20 protein-coding genes are annotated in these 19,607 nt (G+C 66.6%); 3 read left to right on the top strand and 17 right to left on the bottom strand.

All coding sequences use genetic code 11. From position 1 onward, the window contains the following. Nucleotides 1–8: 8 nt before the first annotated feature. Together modA and ABUE31_RS07045 are read right to left on the bottom strand one after the other, a co-directional pair. Nucleotides 9–812 carry a molybdate ABC transporter substrate-binding protein gene (modA, locus tag ABUE31_RS07050; RefSeq protein WP_437344087.1) on the bottom strand — a complete coding sequence of 268 codons (804 nt, stop codon included), beginning with the start codon at nucleotides 810–812 and terminating at the stop codon, nucleotides 9–11. Between the two features lie 155 nt (nucleotides 813–967). Continuing rightward, nucleotides 968–1,681, bottom strand: coding sequence for a DeoR family transcriptional regulator (locus tag ABUE31_RS07045; protein WP_367722822.1), 714 nt, complete (start codon nucleotides 1,679–1,681; stop codon nucleotides 968–970). A gap of 145 nt (nucleotides 1,682–1,826) precedes the next feature. Here ABUE31_RS07045 and deoC point away from each other — a divergent pair, with 145 nt between their 5' ends. Both deoC and ABUE31_RS07035 read left to right on the top strand, forming a co-directional pair. Further along, the gene (deoC, locus tag ABUE31_RS07040) at nucleotides 1,827–2,822 is read left to right on the top strand and encodes a deoxyribose-phosphate aldolase (protein WP_367722821.1); all 996 of its coding nucleotides are present in this window, start codon (nucleotides 1,827–1,829) and stop codon (nucleotides 2,820–2,822) included. Nucleotides 2,823–2,832: 10 nt separating this feature from the next. Beyond that, the gene (locus ABUE31_RS07035; RefSeq protein WP_367722820.1) at nucleotides 2,833–5,220 is read left to right on the top strand and encodes an aldehyde dehydrogenase family protein; all 2,388 of its coding nucleotides are present in this window, start codon (nucleotides 2,833–2,835) and stop codon (nucleotides 5,218–5,220) included. Between the two features lie 59 nt (nucleotides 5,221–5,279). Here ABUE31_RS07035 and ABUE31_RS07030 read toward each other — a convergent pair whose 3' ends face one another. The 4 genes from ABUE31_RS07030 to ABUE31_RS07015 all read right to left on the bottom strand — a co-directional run bounded on the left by ABUE31_RS07030 (nucleotide 5,280) and on the right by ABUE31_RS07015 (nucleotide 8,968). Then, complete coding sequence (locus ABUE31_RS07030) at nucleotides 5,280–6,530, bottom strand: aminopeptidase (protein WP_367722819.1); 1,251 nt, start codon at nucleotides 6,528–6,530, stop codon at nucleotides 5,280–5,282. 159 nt (nucleotides 6,531–6,689) lie between these two features. Beyond that, the gene (locus ABUE31_RS07025; RefSeq protein WP_367722818.1) at nucleotides 6,690–6,992 is read right to left on the bottom strand and encodes a hypothetical protein; all 303 of its coding nucleotides are present in this window, start codon (nucleotides 6,990–6,992) and stop codon (nucleotides 6,690–6,692) included. A gap of 149 nt (nucleotides 6,993–7,141) precedes the next feature. Further along, nucleotides 7,142–7,882 carry a sulfite exporter TauE/SafE family protein gene (locus ABUE31_RS07020; RefSeq protein WP_367722817.1) on the bottom strand — a complete coding sequence of 247 codons (741 nt, stop codon included), beginning with the start codon at nucleotides 7,880–7,882 and terminating at the stop codon, nucleotides 7,142–7,144. A gap of 171 nt (nucleotides 7,883–8,053) precedes the next feature. Beyond that, the gene (locus ABUE31_RS07015; protein ID WP_367722816.1) at nucleotides 8,054–8,968 is read right to left on the bottom strand and encodes an SH3 domain-containing protein; all 915 of its coding nucleotides are present in this window, start codon (nucleotides 8,966–8,968) and stop codon (nucleotides 8,054–8,056) included. 311 nt (nucleotides 8,969–9,279) lie between these two features. Here ABUE31_RS07015 and ABUE31_RS07010 point away from each other — a divergent pair, with 311 nt between their 5' ends. Next, nucleotides 9,280–9,405, top strand: coding sequence for a hypothetical protein (locus ABUE31_RS07010; protein ID WP_367722815.1), 126 nt, complete (start codon nucleotides 9,280–9,282; stop codon nucleotides 9,403–9,405). On the opposite strand, the gene ABUE31_RS07005 is transcribed toward ABUE31_RS07010, so the two are convergent. The 11 genes from ABUE31_RS07005 to ABUE31_RS06955 form a co-directional block, all read right to left on the bottom strand. After that, a complete protein-coding gene (locus ABUE31_RS07005; protein ID WP_367722814.1) occupies nucleotides 9,402–10,517 on the bottom strand; it encodes an ABC transporter ATP-binding protein in 1,116 nt (371 codons plus the stop codon). The genes ABUE31_RS07010 and ABUE31_RS07005 overlap by 4 nt on opposite strands. A gap of 56 nt (nucleotides 10,518–10,573) precedes the next feature. Next, nucleotides 10,574–11,362, bottom strand: coding sequence for a sugar isomerase domain-containing protein (locus tag ABUE31_RS07000; protein ID WP_367722813.1), 789 nt, complete (start codon nucleotides 11,360–11,362; stop codon nucleotides 10,574–10,576). Between the two features lie 26 nt (nucleotides 11,363–11,388). Next, nucleotides 11,389–12,129: a GntR family transcriptional regulator gene (locus ABUE31_RS06995; RefSeq protein ID WP_367722812.1), complete on the bottom strand. Its 741-nt coding sequence runs from the start codon at nucleotides 12,127–12,129 to the stop codon at nucleotides 11,389–11,391. Further along, nucleotides 12,129–12,998 (bottom strand): ROK family protein, encoded by an 870-nt coding sequence (locus tag ABUE31_RS06990; protein ID WP_367722811.1) that lies wholly within the window; start codon nucleotides 12,996–12,998, stop codon nucleotides 12,129–12,131. Before ABUE31_RS06990 ends, ABUE31_RS06995 begins: the two co-directional genes overlap by 1 nt. Continuing rightward, the gene (locus ABUE31_RS06985; RefSeq protein ID WP_367722810.1) at nucleotides 12,995–13,846 is read right to left on the bottom strand and encodes a carbohydrate ABC transporter permease; all 852 of its coding nucleotides are present in this window, start codon (nucleotides 13,844–13,846) and stop codon (nucleotides 12,995–12,997) included. The genes ABUE31_RS06990 and ABUE31_RS06985 overlap by 4 nt, the downstream gene beginning before the upstream one ends. A 1-nt stretch (nucleotide 13,847) precedes the next feature. After that, entirely contained in the window at nucleotides 13,848–14,738 is an 891-nt protein-coding gene (locus ABUE31_RS06980) for a carbohydrate ABC transporter permease (RefSeq protein WP_367722809.1), read from the bottom strand. A 64-nt stretch (nucleotides 14,739–14,802) separates the two neighbouring features. Further along, nucleotides 14,803–16,089: an extracellular solute-binding protein gene (locus ABUE31_RS06975; RefSeq protein WP_367722808.1), complete on the bottom strand. Its 1,287-nt coding sequence runs from the start codon at nucleotides 16,087–16,089 to the stop codon at nucleotides 14,803–14,805. A gap of 241 nt (nucleotides 16,090–16,330) precedes the next feature. Next, complete coding sequence (rhmD, locus tag ABUE31_RS06970) at nucleotides 16,331–17,515, bottom strand: L-rhamnonate dehydratase (protein WP_367722807.1); 1,185 nt, start codon at nucleotides 17,513–17,515, stop codon at nucleotides 16,331–16,333. After that, nucleotides 17,512–17,829 carry an L-rhamnose mutarotase gene (gene rhaM / locus ABUE31_RS06965; protein WP_367722806.1) on the bottom strand — a complete coding sequence of 106 codons (318 nt, stop codon included), beginning with the start codon at nucleotides 17,827–17,829 and terminating at the stop codon, nucleotides 17,512–17,514. The genes rhmD and rhaM overlap by 4 nt, the downstream gene beginning before the upstream one ends. A gap of 11 nt (nucleotides 17,830–17,840) precedes the next feature. Beyond that, nucleotides 17,841–18,617: a FadR/GntR family transcriptional regulator gene (locus ABUE31_RS06960; protein ID WP_367722805.1), complete on the bottom strand. Its 777-nt coding sequence runs from the start codon at nucleotides 18,615–18,617 to the stop codon at nucleotides 17,841–17,843. Nucleotides 18,618–18,654: 37 nt separating this feature from the next. After that, the gene (locus tag ABUE31_RS06955) at nucleotides 18,655–19,533 is read right to left on the bottom strand and encodes an amidohydrolase family protein (protein WP_367722804.1); all 879 of its coding nucleotides are present in this window, start codon (nucleotides 19,531–19,533) and stop codon (nucleotides 18,655–18,657) included. Nucleotides 19,534–19,607: the final 74 nt, after the last annotated feature.

Genomic DNA, 19,607 nt, shown 5'->3' with positions numbered 1-19,607 from the left:
CGAGCGTCCTAGTTCGATGCGACCGGCGTCAGCACCGTGAAGCCCTGTTCCTCGAACAGGCTCTTTGCTTTAGCCGACCGCAGGCATTCAAGGAAAGCCCGGGGCCCGTTGCCCTGGCTGCCGGTCGTTTCGGCCACCGGGTAGACGATGGCCGGGTGGGAGTCGGCCGGAAACGCGCCGACGATCTTCACCTTGGGTTCTGCCGCCGCGTCCGTCTTGTAGACGATGCCGAGCGGGGCCTCCCCCGTCGCGACGAGGGCGAGCGCGGCGCGCACATTCTCGGCCTGCGCGACCTTGCCTTCCACGGAGGCCCAGACGCCGAGCGATTTCAACGCGGCCTTGCCGTATTTGCCGGCGGGGACGGCGTCGACATTGGCCATGGCGAGCCTGCCTTCCCCGATCAGGCCTGCGAGGTCGAAATCGTTCGCGATGGTCGCCTCGATGGTCGAGTCGGCCGGCGCGACCAGCACGATGCTGTTGCCGAGCAGCCTTGTCTCCGTTTCGGACTTGATGAGCTTCCTGTCGGAAAGATACGTCATCCAGTCGAGATCGGCCGACATGAAGACATCGGCGGGTGCACCCTCCTCGATCTGCCTGGCGAGCGCCGAGCTTGCCGCGTAGGAGATGGTCGCCGGGTGGCCGGCTTCACCGGTGCATGCCTGGTTCACCGCATCGAGCGCGTTCTTCAGGCTGGCCGCGGCGAAGACCGTCACCTTTTCCTGCGCTAGGGCGCCCGTCGTTCCGATGACGAGGAGAGCGGCCAGCTCGCCGATTGCCGAAGCCAGCCCGTTAGTGACCCGTCCAGTTGGCACGATACCCTCCAGCAGATGATATTACCGGAATCGCTATATACGAATGAATATAACAATGAAAGCGTTTCACCCTTTGGAACCGGACTTGTCGGTCACGACTTTTCCTTCGGTCGGATTGCTAGCGTGAAATATAACGTCTGCTCCTGCGCGCTCCATCAGGTCCGATCCGAAATGATCGATGTGAAGGCGTCGGCGTCGGCGAAACGGGCGGGCCTCACCGTTCCGAACTTGCTCGCGTCCACGACGAGGTGGGTGTTCACCGCACGGGCGATCGCGGCCTGCTTCACCGGCACCTCGTGAAAATGCGAGCAGGTGACGCCGCGCTCCTCGTGCACGCCGCCGGCCGAGAGGAAGGCCTTGTTGATGTTGAGGCTGAGCAGTTCCTGCAGGGCGGCTTCCCCAGAGAACGATGCCGCGCCCTGGTGGAAGACGCCGCCGAGCAGGATCAACCGGGTGTTATCCCGGCGGCTCAGGATATCGGCGATGTTGAGCGAATAGCAGACCGCCGTCAGCCGCAGTTCCGCCGGGATGAGCGCGGCCAGGTGCGGTAGCGTCGTGCCGCAATCGATGAAGATCGTGTCGTCCTGCTCGATCAGTTCCACCGCCCTGGCGCAGGCTGCCGCCTTGGCAGCGGCGTGCTGGTCGGTCTCCCTGTCGAGGGCGTAGCCGCCGGCCGCCTCGGTCTGTGCGCCGATCACATGGCCGCCGAGACAGGCGAAGCGCCCTCCGGATTCGAGCACGTCGCGACGGATGGTCATCTCGGACACGCCGAGGTCGGCTGCCACGTCGCCGAGCTTCAGATGGCTCTGCCCGCCGAGCATGGCGGCCAGCCTGTCGAGGCGGTCGCTTCGCATCCCGGTTCTGCTCACCGCATCCTCCTTGTGCTACGATCCGCCGCCAGTGGCGCGTCCGATCCGGTCTTGACGTGCTTCGATTAATGTGATGATTGTCACATAATGTTTTGATCCCAACATTATGGATCATATCCGGGTTTGGTCAAGTGGAGGAGAGTCGATGCAACGGTCAGCGGTAGCTCTTGCCGAGCCCGACGTTCTCAGGAACTCGCAGCGCAATGCGGGAACCGCGCTGCGTCTCGAAGCCTTCGAGTCCGTCCAGGTGAACCTCAGCGCGGTGGAGCGCCGCGCGGCGACCCTGCCCACCCGCCGTACCGTCAAGAAGGAATACCAGGCCGCATGGCTGGTGAAGGCGCTTACCTGCATCGACCTGACCACGCTCGCCGGCGACGACACGCCCGGCCGCGTGCAGCGGCTCTGCGCCAAGGCGATGCGGCCGTTGAGCGATGCCCTGCTCAAGGGTCTGGGGCTCGAGGACGAGCCGCCGACAGTCGGCGCCGTCTGCGTCTATCCCACCATGGTGCCCGCCGCCGTCAAGGCGCTGAAGGGTTCCGGCATTCCCGTGGCTTCGGTGGCGACCGGCTTCCCGACGGGGCTGACGCCGCTGCCCCAGCGGCTCGAGGAAATCCGCTACGCCGTGGGCGAGGGGGCTGGCGAGATCGACATCGTCATCAACCGTGCGCTGGTCTTCGACCAGGAATGGCAGGCGCTCTACGACGAGGTCGCGGCGATGCGCGAGGCGTGCGGCGAAGCGCACCTCAAAGCCATCCTCGCGACCGGCGACCTGAAGACGCTGCGCAACGTCTACAAGGCATCGATGGTGTCGATGCAGGCCGGCGCCGACTTCATCAAGACGTCCACCGGCAAGGAGGACGTCAACGCAACCCTGCCGGTCAGCCTCGTGATGATCCGCGCGCTTCGCGACTATCTCGATGAGACCGGCTACCGCGTCGGATTCAAGCCGGCGGGCGGGCTGAAGACCGCCAAGGACGCGATGAACTGGCTGATCCTGATGAAGGAGGAACTCGGCCGGCGTTGGCTGGAGCCGGACCTCTTCCGCATCGGCGCCAGCTCGATGCTCGCCGACATCGAGCGCCAGCTCGAGCATTTCGTCACCGGCCGCTACTCGGCCGCCTATCGTCACCCTATGGCCTGAGGGGCGAACCATGGTTCACGTCAAGGATGTGCTGAAGAGCATGGAATACGGACCCGCGCCCGAGGGCAACGAACATGTGCTCGCCTGGCTGGAAGCCCACAAGGGCGGCTTCGGCCATTTCATCGACGGCAGGTTCACCGACCCCTCCGCCAGCAAGAGCTTCAAGGTCGCCAACCCGGCCGACGGCAAGCCGCTGGCGCAGGTTGCGCACGGTACCGCCCAGGACATCGACAAGGCGGTGGCCGCTGCTGGCCGCGCCTTCAAGGGCTGGTCGAAACTCCCCGGCCACGAACGCGCGAAATATCTCTACGCGATCGCCCGCAACATCCAGAAGCGCGACCGTTTCCTTGCCGTGCTGGAAACCATGGACAACGGCAAGCCGATCCGCGAAACGCGGGATATCGACATGCCGCTGGTCGCCAGACACTTCTACCACCACGCCGGCTGGGCGGAACTGCTGGAGAGCGAGTTCCCCGGCTATCGGCCTGTCGGCGTTTGCGGCCAGATCATCCCGTGGAACTTTCCGCTGCTGATGCTCGCATGGAAGATCGCGCCGGCGCTTGCGGCCGGCAACACCGTGGTGCTGAAGCCCGCCGAGCAGACGCCGCTCACCGCGCTCGCCTTCGCGGAGATCTGCCGCGAGGTCGGTCTTCCGGCCGGCGTCGTCAACATCGTAACCGGCGAGGGCGACACGGGCGCCGCGCTGGTTGCGCATGAGGGCGTGCAGAAGATCGCCTTTACCGGCTCGACCGACGTCGGCCGCGTGATCCGCACCGCGACGGCCGGTTCGGGCAAGAAGCTGTCCCTGGAACTCGGCGGCAAGTCGCCCTTCATCGTGTTCGACGACGCTGACCTCGACAGCGCGGTCGAAGGGCTGGTCGACGCGATATGGTTCAACCAGGGCGAGGTCTGCTGCGCCGGCTCGCGCCTGCTCGTCCAGGAAGGCATCGCCGAGAAGCTCTACGCCAAGGTGCGGGCGCGCATGGAGACGCTGCGCGTCGGCTCGCCGCTCGACAAGTCGACCGACATCGGCGCGGTTGTCTCGACCGAGCAACTCGAGCGCATCACCGCGCTGGTCGCCAAGGGCAAGGAGGAAGGCGCGGAGGTGTTTCAGCCTTCGTCGATCCAGGTTCCGGGCACCGGCACGTTCTTCGCGCCGACGCTGATGACCGGTGTCGAGCCGGCATCCACGGTCGCCGTGGTCGAGATCTTCGGTCCGGTCTTGGTCGCCATGACGTTCCGCACGCCCGACGAGGCGGTGGCGCTCGCCAACAACACGCGCTTCGGCCTCGCCGCCTCGATCTGGTCGGAGAACATCAACCGCAGCCTCGACGTGGCCGCGCGGCTGAAGGCCGGCGTGATCTGGATCAACGCCACCAACCTGTTCGACGCCGCTGCCGGCTTCGGCGGCTATCGCGAGAGCGGGTTCGGGCGCGAGGGCGGTCGCGAAGGCCTCTATGAATACCTGGCGGACGACGGCGCCAAGGCGAAGGGCAAGGAAGCCGCGAAGGTCGCGCTGACCGCCGCGCCTTCGCCGACTGCTCAGATCGCCGCCGTCGACGCGGTCGACCGCACTGCAAAGCTCTACATCGGCGGCAAGCAGGCGCGCCCGGACTCCGGCTACAGCTACGCCGTCCTCAACCCGTCCGGAAAGCAGGTCGGGCTTGCCGGTCTCGGCAATCGCAAGGACGTCCGCAACGCCGTCGAGGCGGCCGCCAAGGCGGAAGGCTGGGGTGCTGCGACCGCCCACAACCGTGCGCAGATCCTCTACTACATCGCGGAAAACCTTTCGGCACGCGTGGACGAGTTCGAGGCGCGGCTGCGCGCCATGACCGGCGTCTCGAAGCGGGATGCCGCCGAGGAGGTCTCGCTGGCCGTCCGGCGCACCTTCTTCTACGCAGGCTTCGCCGACAAGCACGACGGAGCCGTGCATTCGACCAAGTCGCGGCATGTGACGCTGGCGATGAACGAGCCATTCGGCATCATGGGGCTGCTCTGCCCGGAAGAGGCGCCGCTTCTCGGCTTCGTCTCGCTGGTCATGCCGGCGATCGCCGCCGGCAACCGCGTCGTCGCGGTGCCCTCGGCGCGCCATCCGCTGGCGGCGACGGACTTCTACCAGATCATCGACACCAGCGACGTTCCGGCCGGCGTGCTCAGCATCGTCACCGGCAACCCTGGCGAACTGGCAAAGACGATCGCCGACCATGACGAGATCGCGGCGCTGTGGAACTTCAACGGGAGTGTTGATGCCGCGCTCGTCGACAAGGCGTCAGCCGGCAACCTCAAGCCGGTCTGGAACGGCGGCGCGCGCAATTGGCGCTCGACCGATGCGCAAGGGCGCGAGTTCCTGCGCCGCGCCACACAGGTGAAGAATATCTGGGTGCCCTACGGCGAATAGGATTCGACCGCACAGGCTGAACGCCGCCTGTCCTGGAACAGGGGCCTGATCCGCAGCGATCAGGCCCATTCGCCGCGCCGGAACACCGGCGTCCGGCTGCCGTCGGCGCGAACGCCGTCGATATCGATTTCGTTCGAGCCGATCATCCAGTCGATGTGGATCAGGCTCTTGTTGCCGCCCTGGGCCGCGATCTGCTCGGGCGTCAGCTTGTCACCGTCGACGAAGCACTTGGAGTAGCACTGGCCGAGCGCGATGTGGCACGAGGCGTTCTCGTCGAACAGCGTGTTGTAGAAGAGGATGCCGCTCTTCGAGATCGGCGAGGAATGCGGCACCAGCGCTACTTCGCCAAGCCGGCGCGCCCCGTCGTCGGTATCCAGCACCTTGTTCAGCACCGCTTCGCCGCGCCGCGCCTTGGCTTCGACGATACGTCCTTGCTCGAAGCGCACCGAGATGTCGTCGATCAGCGTTCCCTGGTAGGAGAGCGGCTTGGTGCTGGCCACGTGCCCTTCGACCTTTTGAGCATGCGGCGTCGTGAACACCTCCTCGGTCGGGATGTTCGGATTGCAGACGATGCCGTTCTTGGCAGCAGACGCGCCCCCTTCCCATTCGTGGCCGTCGGCAAGGCCGACGGTCAGGTCGGTTCCCGGGCCCCGGAAATGCAGCGCCGAGAACCGCTCCGCGTTCAGCCATTCGGTGCGGGCGCGAAGCGCCTTGTTGTGCGCCGCCCAGGCTTCGACCGGATCGCCTGTGTCGACGCGGGACGCAGCGAAGATGGCGTCGGCCAGCTTGGCGACCGCGACGCTCTCGTCGTCGCCGGGGAAGACCAGCTTCGCCCACGACGCGCCGGGATAGGCGATGATGTTCCAGTTGATGTCGAAGCCGGCGATCTTCTCCAGCGCGGGCTGGTAGGCGACCGAATTGGCCTTGTTGGCGCGGGCGACTTTTTCGGGGTCTTCGCCCGACAGGAGCATCGGGTTGTCGCCGACGATCGCCAGGCGGGCGGTGTTGGCGGAGAAGGCCTTGGCCATGCCGTCATAGAGCCAGCCTGGCGCGCGGTCGAAGCTGGCGGCTGGCGCCGACCGATAGCGCGACAGCGTGATCTCCTCGTCGGACAGCAACGGCGTGACCAGGCCTGCGCCGGCGGCATAGGCATGGTGTGCGATCCTGCGGACGAGCGGCAGGGCGGCGGACGGCGCGGTCAGTAACAGATCCTGGCCGGGCTGCAGCCGCAACCCGACCTTGACCGCGACTTCGGCTAGCCGGTCCAGCTTCTGGGCATCGATCGGGGCAGTGGTGGCGTGGACGGTCATGACGCTTCTTTCCGCAGGCGGCAGATGGAGATTGCCCCTGCTTGCGTCAGTGGGCCCGATTGGGCAAGTCACAATTCGCGGATTTCCTGATGCCACGCGTTCCGTGCGCTGCGGGACCGGCCTTGCGGCCCCGCCCGCACGGGCGTCGCGGCCTGCGGCTCAGCCTTCGGCGTGCCCGCAGGTGTAGCGCACGGTGACCATCACGTTGGCCGGGCCGTGCTTGGCGGTGACCGCCGGTCCGTAGTTCCAGTACGAGTTGACCTTGCACTGCGCGGTCTGAGCCTGGGTGAGCGCGACGCCCTTCTGGGCCATCGCCACGGTCTTCTTGCACTTCAGGACCCAGCCGGTCTTCTGCTCGGTCTTGAAGCCGGGTGCGCAGACCGGATCGGCGGAAGCAGCGGGAATCGCGGCGGCGAGAACGATTGCGGCGCCGAGGAGCTTGGCGGTGAGATGCGGTGTCATGTCGGTTCCTCTCGTTGGGTTGCCCGCGTTCCCCGGGGGAGACACGCGTCCGTCGTTTCGACGGCTGCCCCCACTATCGCTCGGCCATGATCCCGGCATGTTTCGCCGGTCGCGCCTCATTGTTTCATTTGTTTCGATGCTCCCTGCCGTCAGGCCACCAGTCTCCACAGGAAGACGGCGCTCATCGTGGCGCCGACGACGATGACGACGGCCCTGACGACCGCCCGCGGCAGGGCCCTCGCCAGGGGTGCGCCGGCGTATCCGCCGACGGTCGCCGCCACCATCATCAGCGCTGCCTGCGGCCAGGCGACGATGCCCGCCGCCGCGAAGGTCGCGACCGAGATCGCCGACAGCACGAAGGAAAGGCAGTTCTTCAGGCCGTTCATCACATTGAGGTCGCGCATTCCCCAGAGCTGGAACAGTGCAAGGAGCACGATGCCGAGCCCGCCGTTGAAATAGCCGCCATAGAGGGAGACGAGCATCGTACCCAGCGGCCCCTGCCCGAAGTGCCGGCGCTGCGCCCATCCCTGGATCCTGTCGCCGAAGGCGAAGGCCAGCGTCGCCAGCGCGAGCAGGAACGGCACGACGGCTGAAAAGGCTTCGTTCGAGGACACCAGCAGAAGCAGCGATCCGACGAGGCCGCCGACTGCGGTGGCGCCGATGATCTTGAAGAGCCGCCGGCGGTCGAACGCGGCGACCTCCCGCCGGAAGCCAAGTGCCCCGCCGAGATAGCCCGGAAAGACGGCGACCGCGCTGGTGGCGTTCGCAGCTACCACGGGAACACCGGCAAAGACGAGTGCCGGAAAGGTCAGGAAGGTGCCCCCGCCGGCCACGGTGTTCAGCACTCCGGCGAAGAACGCCGCCGTTGCAAGGATTAGGATGTCGCTCATGGTACCAGGTGGGCTCGGCGTGGTCGAAAGTACCCCCTGCCTATGCCAAAGCGGCGGCGTGTCAAGGAAAGCCGGCTGAGGGTGCAGTCGAAGTGGGCCGCACGGACGATCGACGGGAGAGGCGCTTTCGCCGATCGGAGTTCTGTCAGATACCGGGCGCGTCTCCTGCAGCTACAGCGCGCCCTCGTCGGTCATCGACATCACCTCGGCCACCCGGCCCCTGGACACCAGGCAGCGCCATGGCGCGCGGTTGGGACCGACCCCGACCATGACCATCGAGTTGGCTTCGGAAAACTCGGAACTCAGCACCGTCACAGAGTTGTTTGTCTGGGCGCGGACAGCGGCCAGGCACGCCTTCTTGTCCTCGGCGCTTGCTTCGTCGGTTGTCGGCTGGACCATGTCGGGGGCTGCCGCCTCGCGCAGGTAGCGGCCGGCGGCCCATCCGGTGCCGCCGTCCTCGCCGGGCAACCTGATCTTGCACCAGCGCTGCCCTCCGGACATGCGGCAGCCCTGGTTCTGGACACGGTCGCCGTTCGCAACCTGGCCCATCACCGGGTTTCCGGTGCCGGGTGCGGTTCTCACGTTCAGCGTGTCGTTGGCCGGGACCCCGTGCACCTCCCAGTAGTCGGGTCCGCCCGAGAGGCCGTCCGCGTAGTCCGGATCCTGCGCCGGCGCGGCTTGCGCGGCGCTGCCGTGTATGGCGACCGAAAGCGTGTACCTGGCCGTCTCGTTGCGCCGCGCCGCGCTGCGCATGAGGTAGACGCGAATCCGGTAGTCGCCGTTTGCCGGCAAGATGCCGTCAAAGCTGTTGCCGTTGATCGACGCGTTGTAGATCGCGGTCTCGCTGTTGGCCGGCAGCAGGTTGAAATAGCTCGCCAGGTTGCTGGTCTCGTAGTCGATCGTCATGCGCTGCCCGGCGCTCGCGCCGAGCAGATAATCGACGATCTCGTAGCCCTTGATCGATCCTTGCAGCGTCGTCCCGCTTTGCCCCGCGGGAAAATGCACCCGCTTTTCGGTGATGTCCTGGGCGTAGGCCGAGGTACCCGCCACGAGCAGGAAAAGCGACAGCAGGATCGAGCGTTGCATTGACGATCTCCTCTGGAAAGGGCCGTGCCACTCGCGTTCCGCAGGGCGCATTGTCAAACGATGGTCGGTCAGGCCCAGGTGGACTCGCAGCCTGCAAGCGCCAGGCCGGCAACAGCGGCGACCAAAAGTCCTCTCATGGCTCTACCTCCCACCATTGCGCGGAACTGCGCGTCATGCCCCTGGCAGAATGATGTATGGTCAAGGCGTCGGCAAAGGTTTGGCTCATGCCTAAAGTGCGTCCGGCGACGAACAGTGTCAATCGACCAAGGGGACCTGATCTTCGGAAGATGCGGGGCGAGGTTCGGGGGTGAATGGGACTGCTGCCCGGCCACGTCGCGACCAAGAATGTCTCGGTGTCGACGGGCGCCCACATGTTCAACGACTGGCTGATCTTTACCGACATCCTGTCGGCACCGGCTACCCCGGGCTCAGACTAGGCTGTGCGCCCGTCGCGCGTTGCAGCGCGGGCAAAGGCCTTGCCGCTCTCGTCAAAGAGATGCAGACCGCTCGGGTCGAACCGCACCGGCACCGTTTCGCCGATCCGGCACGCCTGCGACGGCGGCGCCTTGGCGACGAGCAGATTGCCGCCGGGTGTTTCCAGTTCCACCAGCGTCTCGTCGCCCAGCTGTTCGACCAGGCGGACCATGGCCCGGCCAGCGCTCCCGTCGCCATCGCCGATGGCGCAATGCTCCGGCCGGACGCCGATGGTGGCGGGCGCGCCGGGGGTCGCCCGCGCGCCTTCTGCCAACGCGACCGGTATGGAGCCGAAATCATCGGTGTCGACAGTCGCTCCGCCTGCGTCCGAGCGGGCGACCGCGCCGCGCAGGAAGTTCATCTTCGGCGAGCCGATGAAGCCGGCGACGAACTGGTTTGCGGGGTGGTGGTAGAGGTCGAGCGGCGTGCCGACCTGGCGCACTTCCCCGGCTTCTAGGACCACGATGCGATCGGCGAGCGTCATCGCCTCCACCTGGTCGTGGGTGACGTAGACCATGGTCGACTTCAGCTCCGAATGCAGCCGGGCGATCTCGCGGCGCATCGACACGCGCAGCGCCGCGTCGAGATTGGACAACGGCTCGTCGAAGAGAAACACCTTCGGATGGCGCACGATGGCGCGGCCGATCGCGACGCGCTGGCTCTGGCCGCCCGAAAGCTGATGTGGACGCCGGTCCAGCAGGTGTTCCATCTGCAGGATGCGGGCGGCTTCGCGGATGCGCTCGTCGATTTCCGCCTTGGGCCGGCGCGACAGCTTCAGCGAGAACGCCATGTTCTGGTAGACCGTCTTGTGCGGGTAGAGCGCGTAGGACTGGAACACCATGGCTATGCCGCGTTCCTTCGGCGCCTTGTCGTTGCAGATTTCGCCGTCGATCCTGATCGTGCCGGAGGTGGCATCCGAAAGGCCCGCGACCATGCGCAGCAGCGTCGACTTTCCGCAGCCGGAGGGACCGACGAAGACGATCAGCTCGCCATCGGCCACATCGAGGTCGACGCCCTTGATGATGTCGACCGTGCCGAAGGATTTCCTGACGTTTTCGAGCTGAAGCGTCGCCATTCCGTATCCCTGCCGCCGTGGTGGTGAGGCGCGCGCCGAAGCGCGCGCCCGCTGGACTATTCGCCGCGCATGCGCTGCTTGAAGAAGTCGAGGTGCTTTTCCTGCGCCTTGATCATGCGCTCGCGATAGACGCCGTAGATCTGGTCGGTGTCGTGCAGCGTCACGCCGGCGATGGTGGGCGAGGCGAAGGTCGGCGACTCGATGCCCTTTTCAGCGAGCTTCTGCGCCGTGCGCGCCACCAGTTCGTGCATCATCATCATGGCGAGCACGGTCGACGACCCGGCGACCGGGCGCGACCATCCTTCGACCGGCACGATCGCGTCTTCGATCGGCGCGCAGGTGTCGATCACGATGTCGGCGGCGTCGGCGAGGCGCAGTCCCGACGAATGGGTCGCCGGCTTGTCGAGGTTGGACTTTGCGGTGATCGCCACGACGGTCAGGCCGCGCTTCTTCGCGTAGATGGCGGTGTCGATGCCCGAGGAGTTGCGTCCGCTGTGGCCGAAGATGACGATGCTGTCGCCGGGGTTGAGCGGCTGGTGGTCGAGGAACTTTTCGGCATAGCGCTCGGTGCGCTCCAGCCAGAGCAGTTCGCGCACGCCGCCGGCGCCGAGGATGTTGTGCCACATCACGCGGGGGTCGGTGAGCGGGTTGAACCCGACATAGCTGCCGTAGCGCGGGTAGGTCTCCTGCACCGGCAGCACGGAATGCCCGGAGCCGTAGAGGTGGATGAGGCCTTCCCTCTCGAGCGAGGTCGAGAGCGCGTCGGCGGCCTTGACGAAGGCTGCCTCGTTCTCGGTGGCTGCTCGCTCGGCGAGTTCGACGAGGCGGCTGATGTAGTGGGACATGATGGAGATCTACCTTTTGCTGGTGGTTAGAGTTGGAGCCGCGACCGGATTTCGTAGCGGTCGCCGCGCATGGTCGAGACGGTGTATTCGAACGGGCCGCGCCCGTCGGAGGTGATGCGCTGGACGATGAAGGCGGGGCTGCCGGCCTCCACCTCGAGCAGCGGCGCGTCTTCCGCGGAAACGGCTCCGACGCGGTAGATTTCGCGGGCCATCTGCGGGGCGATCCCGTAGCGCGCTTTGAGGAGTTCGTAGAGCGAAGGCACCGGCTCGCCGATGTCCACCAGGCCGGGCACGCGCTCGGCCGGAATGAAGGCGTTCTGGATGCCCATCGGCTGATTGTTGCCGGCGCGCAGGCGGCGCACCTTCACCACCGTCTCGCCAGCGGCGATCTCCAGCGCGTTCGCCACTTCCGGCGATGCCGGCAACTCGACCATTTCCAGCACCCGCGAGCCGACCACCAGCCCGCGGTCGGCCATCTCCTGCGTGAAGCTGGTCAGGCCGCGCACGCCGGCGGTCACCGTCGAGGTACGCACGAAGGTGCCGCGCCCGTGCTCGCGCCTGAGCAGGCCGGACTCCTCGACGTTGCGCAGCGCGTGACGGATGGTGATGCGGCTCACCCCGAGCATCTCGCTGAGCTTGCCTTCGTTTGGAAGCTGGGTGCCGTCCGGCCATGTGCCGTCGGCGATGAGGCCGCGCAGCGCCTGTTCGGCCTGGTGCCACAGCGGCTCGGGCCGCGAGCGGTCCACTCGCCTGATCGTAGCCGTCATCACTGGTCCTCCACCCAGGCCGGATGCCCGCCCGCGGCGAGGCCGGCGCCGACGAGCGCCGCGCGGGTTCCGAAGCGCGCCGGAGCGAGCCGGACGCTGCGAAGGTGCGGCGGCAACTGGCGCGACAGCACGGGAAGGACGAGTGGCTCGAGCACATCCAGCCCTTCGACCACCCCGCCCGCGAAGACGACCAGCGGCGAGCCGGTCAGCGCGACCGCTCCGGCAAGCGTTGTCGCGAGCGCGGCGGCGGGCCGTTCGAGCGCCGCCAGGGCCTCCTTGTCGCCCGCGCGAGCGCCGGCAATGAGCGCCGGGCCGTCAGCGAGACCTAGCGATGCCGCGATGCGGTCCAGCGCCGTGCCGGAGGCGGAGCGTTCGAGCCAGCCGTGGGCGTCGTCGCCGGGATCGGACGGGTCAGCGCAGGCCCAGCCGAACGAGGCGGCGGCCCCGCCTTCGCCGCGCAGGATGCGGGCGTCCGCCAGGACGGCCGAGCCGATGCCGGTGCCGATCGCCAGCAGGATCGCGTTCCGGGCGTCCTGTGCTGCGCCGGCGGCGGCCTCGGCCAGCAGGGCAAGCTGCGCGTCGTTGCCGAGCGCGACGCGAATGCCGGGAAACATCGCGCGGAGATCGACGCCGTCGAGGAAAGGAAGGTTCGGCGTCCACGCGCAGACCGTGCCGCGCGCAAGGCCGGGGATGCAGACGCCGAGGCTGTCAGCGCGATGCTGCGCCATCAGCGTCTCGATACGGGCGCGGAAGTCGTCTCGGCTGGCCGGCGCCGGCCATCGCCCGAGCAGATGCGGCTCGACCGACTGGCCGTCCACGAGACCGGCGCGGAAGTTGGTGCCGCCGAGGTCGATCGCCAGCGTCGTCATCCCTTCACCCCCGAACTGACGATCGAGTCGACGAAGAAGCGCTGCAGGAAGACGAACAGCGCGAGCGGCGGCAGCACCGCGAGCGTGGCGCCTGCCATCACCAGACCGGTGTTCATGGCGCCGCGGTTGTAGCTCAGCAGGCGCCCGAGGCTGAGGACGATCGGGTAGTCCTCGGTGTTGCCCTGAAGCACGGTGAGCGGCCACAGATAGGTGTTCCAGTGATAGACGAAGGCGAACAGCGCCAGCGCCGCGATCGCCGGCGCGACCGCCGGCGCCACCACCGAGAAGACGATCCGCAGTTCCGACGCCCCGTCGACGCGCGCCGCGTCGATCAGGTCATCGGGCACGCCGGCGATGAACTGGCGCATCAGGAAGATGCCGAAGGCGTTGGCGAGGTGCGGCACGATAACGCCGACCAGGCTGGCGTTGAAACCCATGTAGGTCACCAGCCGGTAGAGCGGAATGAGCGTCACGATCGGCGGCAGGAACATGGTGGCGATCAACAGCGCGAACAGTGCGTCGCGGCCTGCGAACCGGTATTTGGCAAATGCGTATCCCGCCATCAGAGACGTCACGAGGATGCCTGCGGTCGTGGTCGTGGCGATCACGAACGAGTTCCAGAACGAGCGCTGCGCGTCGATGACGCCGGCCACCTCGCGATAGGCCGAGAGATTGGGCGTGGCTGGGATCCACACCGGCGGCGTCTGCATGCTTTCGGCGGGCGTCTTGAGGCTCGACAGGACCATCCACACCAGCGGGAAGGCGGCGACAACCGCAACGGCGATGATCGCCAGCAGGATCAGCCCGTCGGTGGCGCGCGGGCGGGGGCCGCGGAAGATGGCGTTCATCTCAGCGCTCCCGCTTCTGTCGGGCCAGCGCGAAGATCAGCACGATCACCACGATCAGCGACAGCATGAGCATGACCGCCATGGCCGACCCGAGGCCGCCTTGCGCGCGCTCGATGCCGACGCGGCGGATGTGGAAGGTGAGCACGTTGGTCGCGTTGGCCGGCCCGCCTTGCGTGATCAGCGCAACCGGCTCGAACACCTGCACCGCGTTGATGACGGCGATGACCGAGCTGAACAGCAGCGTTCGGCGCAGAAGCGGCAGCGTGACGCCGAAAAACTCCTGGACGCGGTTGGCGCCGTCGATCCTGGCCGCTTCGTAGAGCGAGCCGGGGATCTGCGTCAGGCCCGCGACCACCAAGACGGTGAAGTAGCCGACCTGCTGCCAGACATTCAAGATGACGATCGAGAAGAGCGCCGTGCCCGGCGCGGAGAGCCATGGCTGCTGGCCGATGCCGACCCAGGAGAGGATCTGGTTGATCGGCCCTTCGGTCGGCGAATAGAGCTTCGACCAGACCAGCGCGACGGCGATCATCGGCACCATGTAGGTGGAGAAGAGGACGGCGCGCAGCGCGTGGGCGCCGGCCACCCGCGTCTGGTGCACCACGAGGCCGAGCAGGACCGACAGCGGCAGGATGATGGCGACCGAGAGGGCGGTGTAGACGGCCGTGTTCAGGAAGGCGCGCTTGAAGTCGCGGCCGACCGAAATCTGGCCGAGCAGGTCGTGGAAGTTGCGCAGCCCGATAAAACGCGCGGAGCTGAAGCCGGTCTGCGTCGACCATTCGTGGAAGGACAGCCAGACGGTCAGCGCCATCGGCACGAGGATGAACACCGCGATCAGAGCGACCGCGGGCGTCAGCATCAGCCAGGTGGAGCCGGAAAGGGAACGTGTCATCTGTTCTGTCGGTCGGCCCCGGCGCACACCACCGATCGGCGCGCGCCGGGACTTCGGTTGCTTTTTACTGGGCTGCGCGCTCGAGGATCGAGGCGGCGTCGGCCTGGGCGTTTGTCTGCGCCTCGGCGGCGGACACCTGCCCGTACTGAAGCTGCTCGATCACCTGCTGCAGCGCTTCGGAGAACTCCTGGCCGCCGAGCACGATCGGGAAGCCCTGCGCGTTGGCCAGCGTCGAGACGTAGCCTTCGAGGAAGGGACGTCCCAGCGCATCCTTGTAGGCCTCGACGTCGGAAGTGCGCGACGGCAGGATGCCCATCGACTGCAGGATGTCGGCCATGGCCGAGGCGCCGTTCTTGCCGGACGTCGGACCGTTCAGCCAGGCCAGGAAGTCCCAGGCCGCCTGCTGGTGGGCCGCATCGGCGCCGGCATTCACAACCGTCTGCCAGGAATAGGAGATCGAGCGCGCCGTGTCGCCGCTCGGGCCGACCGGGATCGGCGCCGTGCCGATATCGGCGAATGCGTCGCCCATGCCGCCCTTGAGGGCACTTTCCCACCAGTTGGCCATGATGATCATGCCGGTCTTGCCGGAGACGAAGTTGTCGAGGAACGGGCCCGTCGTGTTGGCGTCGGCGGTGCCCATGGCGGCGACCGAATAGCCTTCCTTGATCATCGTCTCGTAGAGCTCGAAGGTCTCAAGCGCCTGCTTGCTGTCCAGCTGCGGCTTGCCGTCGGCGATCAGCTGGCCGCCGTTCGACACGAGCAGCGACGAGAAGGGATGGACGACGCCGGCGGCCCACGAGTTGATCATGCCGAAGCCCTGCCTGCCCGCCGACGCGTCGGTCAGCTTGGCGGCGGCGTCCTTCAGTTCGTCCCAGGTCTTGGGCGGCGCGGCGATGCCGGCTTCGGCGAACAGCTTCTTGTTGTAGTTCAGCGCATAGACGTTGATCTCGTTGGGGATGCCGTAGACCTGGCCGTTGACGCTTGCAGCGGCGGCGATGCCGGCCGGCCAGTTGGTGGTCACTTCGCCGGCCACGGTTTCCGGCGCCGGGGCGACGAGGCCGTCCTTGACCAGGGCGGGCAGCCACAGATCGTAGATGCTGGCGATCGTCGGTCCGTCGGTGCCGCCGGAGCGGATCGTCGTCAAGAGGTCGCCGAAAGGCACCGCGCGCACCGTGACCTTCACGCCGGGATGGGCCGCGGCATAGTCGCCGGCCGCCTGCTCGAGCAGGGCCACCGTATCGGGCGACCAGTGCGTCAGGTAGGTCAGCGACGTGTCCTGCGCCTGCGCCGCGAACGGCGACATCGCGGTCGCGGCCACCGCGGCAATCCAAATTCTCGAAACCGTATTCATGATCGTTCTCCCATTGACCGTGTTGAAGGCGGATACGAACTTCAAATAGGTTATAACAACATAATCTATTCGCTGTAAATCGCCTTGATCGGCAGTCGGGCGGATTCGAACTTGCGCCCGGGCGCGTGCGGTCGCACCGCGCCGGGTCGGCGGACAGCGCAGTGCGCCGTCTCGATCAGGCGGCGCACTGTCGGGTCAGGGGAACGAATGGCGCCCGGGCGTCGCGGGCGCCTGCGCCAGCCTATTCCACCGGCTCCAGAACGGAGCGGTCGGCGAGTGTCATGCCGAATCCGGGCGCGTCGCCGAGCGTCAGCCGCCCGTTCCTGGGCATCTGCTCGCCCTCGAAGAGATCGCCGAAAACAGGGCTTATCGTGCGGCCGTCGGGGCTGGCCGCGACATACTCGCAGAAGGCGGGCCCGGTCTGGCTGGCGATGAAGTGGTAGGAGTAGGGGCCGCTCCCGTGCGGCACGACCGGGATGTCGTAGGCCGACGCATGGGCGGCGATCCTGAGAAGTTCCGTCAGGCCTCCGACCCACATGACGTCGGGCTGGACGATGTCGAGCGTCCGCTCCTCGATCAGCCGGCGGAAGCCGTAGCGGGTGTATTCGTGTTCGCCGGTCGTCCACTTCAGCGTCGGATGCGCGTGCTTGATGGCGCGGAAGCCTTCGACGTCCTCCGGCGACAGCACTTCTTCCCACCAGTGGATGTTCAGCGGCTTGCAGGCCTCCGCGAGGCGGATCGCATAGTCGACCGTCAGCGACATGTAGCAGTCGACCATCAGCGGGAAGTCGGGCCCGACGGCTTCCCTGTGCGCCGCCAGGAAGGAGACGTTCCTGGCAAACCCCTCCTCGCCGTCGAAATGGCTGCAGGGAAGCGGCACCTTCGCCCCCCAGAAGCCGAGAGTCTTGATGGCGACCGGATCGGGGCCGGTGCAGTAGAAGGTGATTTCGTCGCGGGCGAGGCCGCCGATCAGGTTGTAGACGGGTTCGCGGCGAACCTTGCCGATCAGATCCCAGAGCGCCAGGTCCACTGCGCTCACGGCCATGATCGGCAGGCCCTTGCGTCCATAGGGCAGTGACGCCCGATAGAGCTGGTCCCAAAGCATGTTCGTCTTGCGGGCGTCCTCGCCGACCAGGAAGCGGGCGAAGTGGTGCCTGATCATCCAGGCTGCCGGCACGCCGCCCGATCCCGTCGCCACGCCGACCGTACCGTCCTCCGTCTCGATCTCGACGACGATCGCGCCCAGCACACCGATACCCCAGCTCGACCGCTTATCCCGGTAGCGCGGGTAGCCGGACATGGGATTGGAGATCAGGCTGTCGACCAGCCAGTGCCGGCTCTCGCCCGGCTTGAAATAGGTACCGGCCTTCTCGCCCGGCTTCACGGTGTAGACGCGCACATCCTTGATACGGAAGGCGGTGGTCATGGCAGGTAGAACACGCGCTTGAGGGGCACCTGCACGGGGACGTTGTCGGGGTGCGTTTCCATGATGTCGCGCATGTGCAGCCACCAGCGCTTCATGATCTCCGTGTCAGGCAACCGGTCCAGCGTGTGGTCGTCGCTGCGGGTCAGGATGCCGAACAGATGGTTGGTCTCGGGATCCAGCCAGATCGTGTAGTCGGAAATGCCGGCCTCCTTCAGCGCGACGACGAGTTCGGGAAAGATCTCGTCATGGCGCCTTTCGTACTCGGAGGCCTGCCCAGGGAACAGGTTCATGCGGAAGGCAATGCGGTCTGGCATCGTGTCGGGTCCTAGGATCGTTCGCCGGTCACCATGATGGTGGAGTCGCGCACGTGTTCGAGATGAATGCGATAGGCGGCGACGGCTGCCGCGGCGTCCCTGGCCAGCAGCGCATCGGCGACGGCCACATGCTGTTCGACGCTGGTTGCGATCACGCCGGGGAGTTCGCTTGCGGTGCGGCGCACATCCAGGCCCAGGTCGTAGAGAACCTGCGCCAGTGCCGACAGCAGGCCGTTGTTTGCACCGGCATTGATCGCCTGGTGGAACTCGATGTCGAGCAACCGGAACGCCACCGGATCATGCTCGAAGGCGCGGCCGTCGACGGCAAGCTTCATGATGCGCATCCGCATGTCTTGCGAAGCCCGCTCGGCGCACAGCCGGACCAGCGCCAGGTCGACGACGGTGCGCGCCTCGAATTGCTGGTGCACGTCGTAGTCGGCGACGGAGAGCAGGGTGTTGACGGGTGCGACGAGCCGGCTGGGCGAGAGGTCGGTGACCGTGTAGCGGCCGCCCTGGCGGCTGGTCAGCACGCCCATCAGCGTAAGTGCCTTCAGGGCTTCGCGCAGGGGCGGCCGCGAAATGCCGAAGGCGATCGACATCTTCTGCTCGGTGGGCAGCCGGTCGCCCGACTTCAAATTGCCCGACTTGATCATCGCCAGGATCCGGCCCGACACCTGCTCGGCGATCGAGCGGCGATCCAGCGCGCCGCCGCCGATTGCACCGGCGCGCCTTTCGCGCTCGGCCTCGACGGCTTCCGAGAAGGCATCTCTGACTGGTGCTTCGCCCAAGTTGGTTCCCATGGCGGTTCTGTTCGTCGCGCCCTGGCTACAGGCCGAGACGGTAGAATGTGTTGGCGTTGTCCCGGTAGATCTTGCGCGTTTCGCCGGCGCTGAGCCCGAGATCGGCGAAGGCGCGGTCGAGCACGTCGACCCATTCGGTCATGTTGGTCGATTGCAGCAGGATCGGATAGTCGCCGGCATAGATCGTGCGTTCGGGACCGAAGGCGTCCAGGGTCGCCTCGATATAGGGTCGCAACTCCTCCTCGGTCCAGTTCTCGCTGGCATAGGGCGGCAGGTCCGACAGCTTCACCCACATGTCGGGATGCCTGGCCATGTACTGCATGTCCTCGCGGAACTGTTCGATCCGGCCCTGGCGGATGCCGGGCTTGCCGCAATGGTCGAGGATCATCGGGACGCCGCGGATGTGGCGAACGAATTCCCGGATGAAATCCATCTGCGTGTAGTTCGGGTTTATGTCGAACGACCAGCCGTAGTCGGCGAGCAGGTTGACGCCCTCGATGAACCCCTCGCTCATCGTCAACTGGCGCGGATTGGCGTCGAACTCCATGATCCGGCGGATGCCGCGCACGCTCGGATGTTCGTCGCGCATCCTGTCGAGCATCGGCCCGACGCGCTTGCCCCATTCGAGCGGCGCCATCGGGATGATGGCCTTGATGCGGGGGTCGCGCTTCTGCTCGTCTTCGACGAACTCGATTTCCTCGATGTACTGCCCGCCGCCCTCCCAGAAGTCGGCGTAGCATTCGAGGAACACCATCGCCTCGACTTCCAGCGCACCGCAGTCCCGCTGGTAGTCCTCGACACGATAGGGGCGCCCGAACAGCGGGCTGCCCTCGAAGGCGCTGTACCGGAGCCGGGTCTGATCCCAGACGTGCAGATGTGCGTCGATGACCGGAAAGTCTGGCATTGGCACCCTCTGTGTGCGGAAATCCTCCTCCCGAGAGGGCATCCACCCGCATGCTGTCGGCAAAATTTGTCAAA

Origin of the sequence: Mesorhizobium marinum (assembly GCF_040813675.1) — a bacterium.
GTDB lineage: Bacteria > Pseudomonadota > Alphaproteobacteria > Rhizobiales > Rhizobiaceae > Mesorhizobium_K > Mesorhizobium_K marinum.
This window is presented reverse-complemented; position numbering and strand designations above follow the sequence as displayed.

What these genes read in the sequence shown, in the direction of transcription:
- ABUE31_RS07020 (WP_367722817.1), bottom strand. Translation starts at nt 7,882, where the DNA reads ATGAGCGACATCCTAATCCTTGCAACGGCGGCGTTCTTCGCCGGAGTG.
- ABUE31_RS06955 (WP_367722804.1), bottom strand. Translation starts at nt 19,533, where the DNA reads ATGCCAGACTTTCCGGTCATCGACGCACATCTGCACGTCTGGGATCAG.
- ABUE31_RS07000 (WP_367722813.1), bottom strand. Translation starts at nt 11,362, where the DNA reads ATGTCCCACTACATCAGCCGCCTCGTCGAACTCGCCGAGCGAGCAGCC.
- rhaM (WP_367722806.1), bottom strand. Translation starts at nt 17,829, where the DNA reads ATGCCAGACCGCATTGCCTTCCGCATGAACCTGTTCCCTGGGCAGGCC.
- rhmD (WP_367722807.1), bottom strand. Translation starts at nt 17,515, where the DNA reads ATGACCACCGCCTTCCGTATCAAGGATGTGCGCGTCTACACCGTGAAG.
- ABUE31_RS06975 (WP_367722808.1), bottom strand. Translation starts at nt 16,089, where the DNA reads ATGAATACGGTTTCGAGAATTTGGATTGCCGCGGTGGCCGCGACCGCG.
- deoC (WP_367722821.1), top strand. Translation starts at nt 1,827, where the DNA reads ATGCAACGGTCAGCGGTAGCTCTTGCCGAGCCCGACGTTCTCAGGAAC.
- ABUE31_RS06995 (WP_367722812.1), bottom strand. Translation starts at nt 12,129, where the DNA reads ATGACGGCTACGATCAGGCGAGTGGACCGCTCGCGGCCCGAGCCGCTG.
- ABUE31_RS07030 (WP_367722819.1), bottom strand. Translation starts at nt 6,530, where the DNA reads ATGACCGTCCACGCCACCACTGCCCCGATCGATGCCCAGAAGCTGGAC.
- ABUE31_RS07005 (WP_367722814.1), bottom strand. Translation starts at nt 10,517, where the DNA reads ATGGCGACGCTTCAGCTCGAAAACGTCAGGAAATCCTTCGGCACGGTC.
- ABUE31_RS07025 (WP_367722818.1), bottom strand. Translation starts at nt 6,992, where the DNA reads ATGACACCGCATCTCACCGCCAAGCTCCTCGGCGCCGCAATCGTTCTC.
- ABUE31_RS07035 (WP_367722820.1), top strand. Translation starts at nt 2,833, where the DNA reads ATGGTTCACGTCAAGGATGTGCTGAAGAGCATGGAATACGGACCCGCG.
- ABUE31_RS07015 (WP_367722816.1), bottom strand. Translation starts at nt 8,968, where the DNA reads ATGCAACGCTCGATCCTGCTGTCGCTTTTCCTGCTCGTGGCGGGTACC.
- ABUE31_RS07010 (WP_367722815.1), top strand. Translation starts at nt 9,280, where the DNA reads ATGGGACTGCTGCCCGGCCACGTCGCGACCAAGAATGTCTCGGTGTCG.
- ABUE31_RS06990 (WP_367722811.1), bottom strand. Translation starts at nt 12,998, where the DNA reads ATGACGACGCTGGCGATCGACCTCGGCGGCACCAACTTCCGCGCCGGT.
- ABUE31_RS06985 (WP_367722810.1), bottom strand. Translation starts at nt 13,846, where the DNA reads ATGAACGCCATCTTCCGCGGCCCCCGCCCGCGCGCCACCGACGGGCTG.
- ABUE31_RS06980 (WP_367722809.1), bottom strand. Translation starts at nt 14,738, where the DNA reads ATGACACGTTCCCTTTCCGGCTCCACCTGGCTGATGCTGACGCCCGCG.